The organism is Anabaenopsis arnoldii (genome assembly GCF_028331025.1).
Classification (GTDB): Bacteria; Cyanobacteriota; Cyanobacteriia; order Cyanobacteriales; family Nostocaceae; genus Anabaenopsis; species Anabaenopsis arnoldii.
In genome coordinates, this window is record NZ_JAQMUH010000124.1 from 23,813 (window position 1) to 30,858 (window position 7,046).

Below are 7,046 nucleotides of genomic sequence, written 5' to 3' on the forward strand. Positions count from 1 at the left end.
GACTTTTTACATCCCCTCTACCCATCCATAGTTATACTTATGCTGAGTGTACTAATTGTACTGCCATTATTAGCCGCGGCTTTAATCGGTTTCTGGCCCGGTCACATCAGTGGCAAACTTTCCCGTCAAGTGGCTTTCCTCTTCGCCATTATCATCTTCTTGTGGACAGTTGTACTGGCAGTAAAATTCAATCCCGCCCAAGCCAATCAACAGTTTACTGAGTTTATCCCCTGGATAGAATCTTTAGGCTTGAATTATAATTTAGGAATAGATGGTTTATCTTTACCATTACTGGTTTTAAATGGACTGTTAACTTGTATTGCCATTTACAGCAGTAATGAATCCCTTCAGCGTCCTAGATTTTATTACTCCTTAATCTTACTGTTAAATGCTGGGGTGATTGGAGCATTTTTGGCACAAGATTTACTACTATTTTTCCTGTTTTATGAGCTGGAACTAATACCGCTATATCTGTTAATTGCCATTTGGGGAGGCGCTAGACGGGGTTATGCTGCCACAAAATTTCTGATTTACACCGCGATTTCCGGGATATTAATTTTGGCAAGTTTCCTGGGTATGGTTTGGCTGAGTGGTTCTGGTAGCTTTGCGCTCTTGGGTTTGAAAACCACAACTTTACCTTTGGTAACACAGCTGATACTACTAGGAGGCCTTCTAGTGGGTTTTGGGATTAAAATTCCCCTATTTCCCTTTCACACATGGTTACCAGATGCCCACGTTGAAGCTTCTACACCCATTTCTGTCCTGTTGGCGGGAGTGTTATTGAAGTTAGGAACCTATGGCCTACTACGTTTTGGCATGAACTTGTTACCAGAAGCTTGGACTTATTTAGCCCCATGGTTGGCAACTTGGGCTGTAGTCAGTGTACTATTTGGCTCTTCTTGTGCGATCGCCCAAACCGACATGAAAAAAATGGTAGCCTACAGCTCCATTGGACACATGGGCTACATCCTATTAGCAGCGGCGGCGGCTACACCGGTGAGTACCTTGGGGGCTGTGATGCAAATGATCAGCCACGGTTTGATTTCCCCACTGCTATTTTTACTTGTGGGGGTTGTTTATCAAAAAGCTGGAAGCCGCGATTTAAATGTAATTAAAGGATTACTTAACCCAGAACGAGGGTTACCCCTGATTGGTAGCTTAATGGTTTTGGGTGTGATGGCCAGCGCCGGTGTACCGGGAATGGTGGGGTTTATCTCCGAATTTATCGTTTTTAGGGGCAGTTTTGCCGTTTTTCCAGTGCAGACGCTGTTATCTATGATTGGTACAGGCTTAACTGCCGTTTACTTCTTAATTCTGATGAATCGCGCCTTTTTTGGGCGGTTGTCCCCACAAGTCAGCAACTTGCCCCGTGTATTGTGGAGCGATCGCATACCTTCAGTAATTCTAGCGGTATTGATTGTAATTTTTGGTATACAACCAGCTTGGTTAGTGCGCTGGAGTGAACCCACAATCACAGCTATGGTTAATAGCGAAAATGTAGTACCTGCGGTGTCTTTAGATCAGGGTACTGGTAACTAAGGACTGGGTAAGAGTATTTTCGATACCCGATACCCCATCTCTAAATCTCTGTAACTTTTGCAGAAATGGCAATGTTAAGCATGGAAAAAAAACCTTTCTCACATCCTTTATCTGAGTATATTCAAAGACTACTCACCGGAGGTACATTACTTCCTGATAGTCCAGATAATGTCATGGAAGTTGTGGGCATACTGAAAAGCTACGGCGTGGTTTTAGATGCCTATTCAAAAAACCTCATTTATATTGCTGAACATCAATTTCTAGTATTTTTTCCCTTTTTTAAATACTTTAACGGGGAAATTTCTTTCCCCAAGCTAATTCGCCATTGGTGGCATGACAGAATTAACTTTGAATATGCCGAATATTGCATGAAAGCCATGATGTGGCACGGTGGAGGTGGTCTAGATGCATATTTAGATACACCAGAGTTTGAAGAAAGAGCACAAGCAGTTATTCAAGCCAAATTCCCCAACAATCCCATCATCGGCGTTAACCAACTATTTCCGGATTTTTTAACGGAAATGTTGCGTGTGTCGGCTTACTATAGTGGCTTAGGCCAATTTTGGCGGGTAATGGCGGATATTTTCCTGAATTTATCAGACCGCTACGACCAAAAAGAAATTAAAACCATTCCCCAAGTTGTAGACCACATTAAAGCGGGTTTGGTTGCAGATGCGTTAAAGCCTATTACTTACGCCGTCAAAATCCGAGGGGAAGTTTATGACATCATTCCTAAATCTGTGGGTTTAACCTTCCTAGCAGATACAGCCATCCCTTATGTAGAGGCAGTATTCTTTCGGGGAACTCCCTTTCATGGCACAGTGTCATATAATGCCCAAGCATATCAAATTCCCCTAGACCAAGCTCGATTTCAGTATGGCGCACTATATGCGGACCCTTTACCTATAGGTGGTTCTGGTATTCCTCCCACTTTGCTGATGCAGGATATGCGTCATTATCTCCCGGATTATTTACACACAATTTATCGTCACAGTCTTCGAGGGGAGGATGATTTGCGAGTCCAAATTTGTATGAGCTTCCAAAAGTCAATGTTTTGTGTAACCACAGCAGCGATTTTGGGACTAATGCCTTATTCTATGGATACTGAAGATACATCTGAACAAACTGCTAATCGTGTCTATTTAGAAAAATGGATGACTCGGTTAGAAACTTCTCAATTACAGGCAGTAAATAACAAATAATACAACTTAATTAATTTATTTTGCCCAAAAAATCAATCTCTAATCTAGTGCGATCGCTCACGATATTTGCTACGGTGGCACGATAAGATTCTAAAACAATAGTCTGACTATAAGGTCTAAATGGCAGAAACACTATTTTTTAACGCTCTGCGGGAAGCCATTGATGAAGAAATGGCGCGTGATTCGAGTGTATTCGTTCTTGGGGAAGATGTAGGACATTATGGCGGTTCCTACAAAGTCACTAAAGACTTATACAAAAAGTATGGCGAACTAAGGATTCTTGATACTCCCATCGCCGAAAACAGTTTTACTGGTATGGCCGTGGGCGCAGCTATGACTGGGTTAAGACCCATAATAGAAGGTATGAATATGGGCTTTTTGCTCCTAGCCTTTAACCAGATATCCAACAACGCGGGAATGCTACGTTACACCTCCGGCGGTAACTTTAAAATCCCTATGGTCATTCGCGGTCCAGGGGGTGTAGGTAGACAGCTAGGGGCTGAACATTCTCAACGCCTAGAGGCTTACTTCCAAGCGGTTCCGGGCTTAAAAATTGTTACTTGCTCCACACCCTATAACGCTAAAGGACTACTAAAATCGGCTATTCGTGACGATAACCCGGTGTTGTTCTTTGAACACGTTCTACTTTACAACTTAAAAGAAGATTTACCAGAAGAAGAATATCTACTACCCCTGGATAAAGCAGAAGTTGTGCGTCGTGGCAAAGATGTCACAATACTCACTTACTCACGGATGCGCCATCATGTATTGCAAGCCGTGAAAACTTTAGAAAAACAAGGTTATGATCCAGAAGTAATAGACCTAATATCACTCAAGCCTTTGGATTTTGATACTATTGGGGCATCCATACGCAAAACCCATCGAGTTATTATCGTGGAAGAGTGTATGAGAACCGGGGGTATTGGTGCAGAATTAACCGCCTCCATCAATGACCGCTTGTTTGATGAATTGGATGCGCCGGTACTGCGGCTTTCTTCCCAAGATATACCCACACCCTATAACGGTAGTTTGGAACGGTTAACAATTGTGCAGCCAGAACAAATCGTCGAAGCTGTAGAAAAAATGGTCGCTATGCGAGTTTAAAAGCCCAAGACTGGGGAATGAGGAAAAATCTACCTCATCTCCCCACCACCCCCATCTACCCATTCAAAACTCGTTCAAAGAACGCTATTATAGCCTTTGTCAGTTGCGAGTTATTGTATGCAAAGACAGCGATCGCTATTAGCTTTGATTTTCGTGCTGCTCATGGCCGCTATTGCGGTGATAGTAAAAATTCCAGTACCTTTGGGGTTAGACTTACGGGGCGGTTCACAGTTAACCATTCAGGTGCAATCAGCACTCCTGATGAGAGAAATTACTGAACGAGATTTGGCTGGGGTTCAGAAAGTTGTGGAAGGTCGAGTTAATGGTCTTGGGGTTTCTGAGCCAGTAATTCAAACTGTAGGCACAGACAAAATCCTGGTACAATTACCAGGAGTCAATGACCCGCAGCAAGCAGAACGAGTGCTAGGTGGTACAGCACAGTTAGAATTTCGACAACAAAAGCCTGGTACAGAAACTCAACTTTTTGCTTTTCAAGCATCCAGAACTGAACTCAGAGCCAAGCAAGAAGAGTTAAGAAACCGCGGCGATGAGGCCGCAATTATTAATAATCAAGAAGAATTAGCCAAAAATAATCAAGCCATCAGAGAATTGTTTGACAGCACTGAACCACCACTAGACGGTAAATATCTCCAAGATGCCTATGGTGAACCAACTCAAGGTAGTAATTGGAATGTTGCCATTCGCTTTGATACTAAAGGTGGTGAACTGTTTGCCAATCTCACTAAAAACCTTGCCGGTACCGGGCGGAGCATTGGGATTTTTTTAGATAATGAATTAATCAGCGCTCCTGTAGTGGGGGTAGAATTTGCTGGTACAGGAATTACCGGCGGTGCTGCAGTGATTACAGGTACATTTACCCCCCAAGAAGCCAATGACTTGGGCGTGCAGTTGCGTGGCGGTGCTTTACCTGTACCCGTGGAAATCGCCGAAAGACGGACCGTAGGCGCTACCTTGGGTAAAGACAGTATTCAAAGCAGCATTTATGCTGGTATTGGCGGTCTAATCTTAGTATTAATATTTATGGTATTTTACTACCGCCTACCAGGATTGATTGCCGATATCTCATTAGTCATCTACTCTCTACTAACATGGGCGAGTTTTGCTCTGTTGGGGGTTACCCTGACTTTACCGGGAATTGCTGGTTTTATCCTCAGTATTGGCATGGCAGTTGATGCCAATGTGCTAATCTTTGAGCGTACACGGGAAGAATTGCGAGCGGGTAAATCTTTGTATCGTTCTGTAGAATCTGGTTTTTACCGAGCATTTTCCAGTATTTTAGACAGCAACGTCACTACATGGATTGCTTGTGCTGCTTTGTTTTGGTTTGGTTCCGGATTAGTCAGAGGCTTTGCTCTCACCTTAGCCTTGGGTGTAGCCATGAGTATGTTTACCGCAATCACTTGTAGCCGCACACTCATGTTTTTAGCAGTTACTAGTCCGGCTGTGAAAAATAAGCGAGAGCTTTTCTGTCCTAACCTACCAGCATTAAATAAGCCAGAGGTGGCTAAATGAAATTGAATATTAACAAATCGCGATCGCTATGGTGGAGCATTTCTAGTGCCTTTATTCTGATTAGTTTGATCTCAATGGCGATTTCGTGGCAAAACCCCCAAATTCGCGCGCCCCTACGCCCCGGCTTAGATTTCATCGGTGGTACGCGCTTACAGTTAGAACGTGACTGTACACAACTGGGTAACTGCGATCAACCAATAAATATAACCACAGTCCGAGAAGTAGCACAAGCCCAGGGTTTGGGCGATAGCAGCATCCAAATAGTGGGAGACAATGGCATATCAATTCGCACCAAGGACTTAGATGTTGATCAGCGCACCAATTTACAAACTGCTTTAAGTGAGAAAATTGGTATCTTTGACCCGCAACAAAACCAAATTGACACTGTTGGCCCTACCTTGGGAGCAGAATTATTTCGCTCTGGTATCATCGCCCTCATAGTTTCTTTTATCGGCATTATTATTTACTTGACCTTCCGCTTCCAGTTGGACTACGCCTTATTTGCCATTGTGGCGCTTTTGCACGATGTCTTGATTACTGCAGGGCTTTTTTCAATTTTCGGCTTACTGCTCAACCTAGAAGTGGATAGTCTGTTTATTGTGGCACTGCTGACAATTATCGGTTTCTCTGTCAACGATACAGTAGTGATTTATGATCGCATTCGGGAAACTATTAAGGTCAATCCCCAGCAGCCAATTGTCGAGGTTGTGGATGATGCTGTCAACCAAACATTAGGAAGATCAATCAATACTACCTTAACAACCTTGCTGTCAGTCATCGCCATCTTTGTCTTTGGCGGAGAAACACTCAGATACTTCGCCCTAGCATTAATTATTGGCTTTGCTATAGGGTCTTATTCCAGTATTTTTGTCGCCAGTACTCTGTTGACTTGGTGGCGAGAACGCACAGAGAAATATCCTATTTTAGTCAGTGCTGAGGCCATTGATACATCTACTAACTCCCAGGATGGTTAGAATGAGCTTAAGGGAATACCAGGCGGTGGGAAATATTGCTTATACAAACCAGAGCTTAATCAGGTTAAATTAGGTGTATATTAGCTTAAAATAACCAACATCAACACATTAAAATCCGTGGTTTATCGGTGGTTAATTATTCTTATTTGAACCATAGTAAATCCCAATCCACCTGTGCATAATTCCTCATTACCCGAACAACAAGCCTTTGATTAATTTGGAACCGGTTGTTTATTCTCCCATGGATCAACTCGAAGAACCATCAATAAATAGTAAAAATGCCAATGGTATTAACTCATCCTTTAACCAACAAGTAGAAAGGCTACATCAAATGTAGAATCTATTTTAACAGACCAATTTTAGCACAAAGCATGAAAGCTAGATATCAGTACAGATTTTACCCAAGAAACCAACAGCAACAGAATTTAGCTCGGTTGTACGGTTGTGTTAGGGTTGTTTGGAATGATGCTTTAGCGTTCTGCAAACAATCTGAAAAGCTGCCTAGATACAATAAACTCTCGGCAATGCTGACCCAAGCTAAAAAGACTCAAGAGAGAAAATGGCTATCTGATGTTTCTTCAGTGCCATTACAACAGTCTCTTAGGCATTTAGATGTTGCTTACAAAAACTTTTTCAATTCCCTTAAAGGTAAGAGAAAAGGTAAAAAGGTTGGGGTTCCTAGATTTAAAAAGAA

The 7,046-nt window shown here is 42.6% G+C and carries 7 protein-coding genes; all 7 read left to right on the forward strand.

Annotated elements, in window-relative coordinates:
* The first annotated feature begins 39 nt into the window (after positions 1 to 39).
* Entirely contained in the window at positions 40 to 1,539 is a 1,500-nt protein-coding gene (locus PN457_RS11185; protein ID WP_271733387.1) for an NADH-quinone oxidoreductase subunit M, read from the forward strand.
* Between the two features lie 71 nt (positions 1,540 to 1,610).
* Positions 1,611 to 2,741 (forward strand): CO2 hydration protein, encoded by a 1,131-nt coding sequence (locus tag PN457_RS11190; protein ID WP_271733388.1) that lies wholly within the window; start codon positions 1,611 to 1,613, stop codon positions 2,739 to 2,741.
* Between the two features lie 120 nt (positions 2,742 to 2,861).
* On the forward strand, positions 2,862 to 3,845 hold the full coding sequence (locus PN457_RS11195; protein ID WP_271733389.1) for an alpha-ketoacid dehydrogenase subunit beta: 984 nt from the start codon (positions 2,862 to 2,864) through the stop codon (positions 3,843 to 3,845).
* Positions 3,846 to 3,962: 117 nt separating this feature from the next.
* A complete protein-coding gene (gene secD / locus PN457_RS11200) occupies positions 3,963 to 5,378 on the forward strand; it encodes a protein translocase subunit SecD (RefSeq protein WP_271733394.1) in 1,416 nt (471 codons plus the stop codon).
* Positions 5,375 to 6,352 carry a protein translocase subunit SecF gene (gene secF / locus PN457_RS11205; protein ID WP_271733390.1) on the forward strand — a complete coding sequence of 326 codons (978 nt, stop codon included), beginning with the start codon at positions 5,375 to 5,377 and terminating at the stop codon, positions 6,350 to 6,352. Before secD ends, secF begins: the two co-directional genes overlap by 4 nt.
* Before the next feature lie 208 nt (positions 6,353 to 6,560).
* The gene (locus tag PN457_RS11210; protein WP_271733391.1) at positions 6,561 to 6,689 is read left to right on the forward strand and encodes a hypothetical protein; all 129 of its coding nucleotides are present in this window, start codon (positions 6,561 to 6,563) and stop codon (positions 6,687 to 6,689) included.
* A gap of 34 nt (positions 6,690 to 6,723) precedes the next feature.
* Positions 6,724 to 7,046: transposase (locus PN457_RS11215; protein WP_271733392.1), on the forward strand; the 323-nt coding region annotated here is incomplete at its 3' end.

What these genes read in the sequence shown, in the direction of transcription:
- PN457_RS11185 (WP_271733387.1), top strand. Translation starts at nt 40, where the DNA reads ATGCTGAGTGTACTAATTGTACTGCCATTATTAGCCGCGGCTTTAATC.
- PN457_RS11195 (WP_271733389.1), top strand. Translation starts at nt 2,862, where the DNA reads ATGGCAGAAACACTATTTTTTAACGCTCTGCGGGAAGCCATTGATGAA.
- secD (WP_271733394.1), top strand. Translation starts at nt 3,963, where the DNA reads ATGCAAAGACAGCGATCGCTATTAGCTTTGATTTTCGTGCTGCTCATG.
- PN457_RS11190 (WP_271733388.1), top strand. Translation starts at nt 1,611, where the DNA reads ATGTTAAGCATGGAAAAAAAACCTTTCTCACATCCTTTATCTGAGTAT.
- secF (WP_271733390.1), top strand. Translation starts at nt 5,375, where the DNA reads ATGAAATTGAATATTAACAAATCGCGATCGCTATGGTGGAGCATTTCT.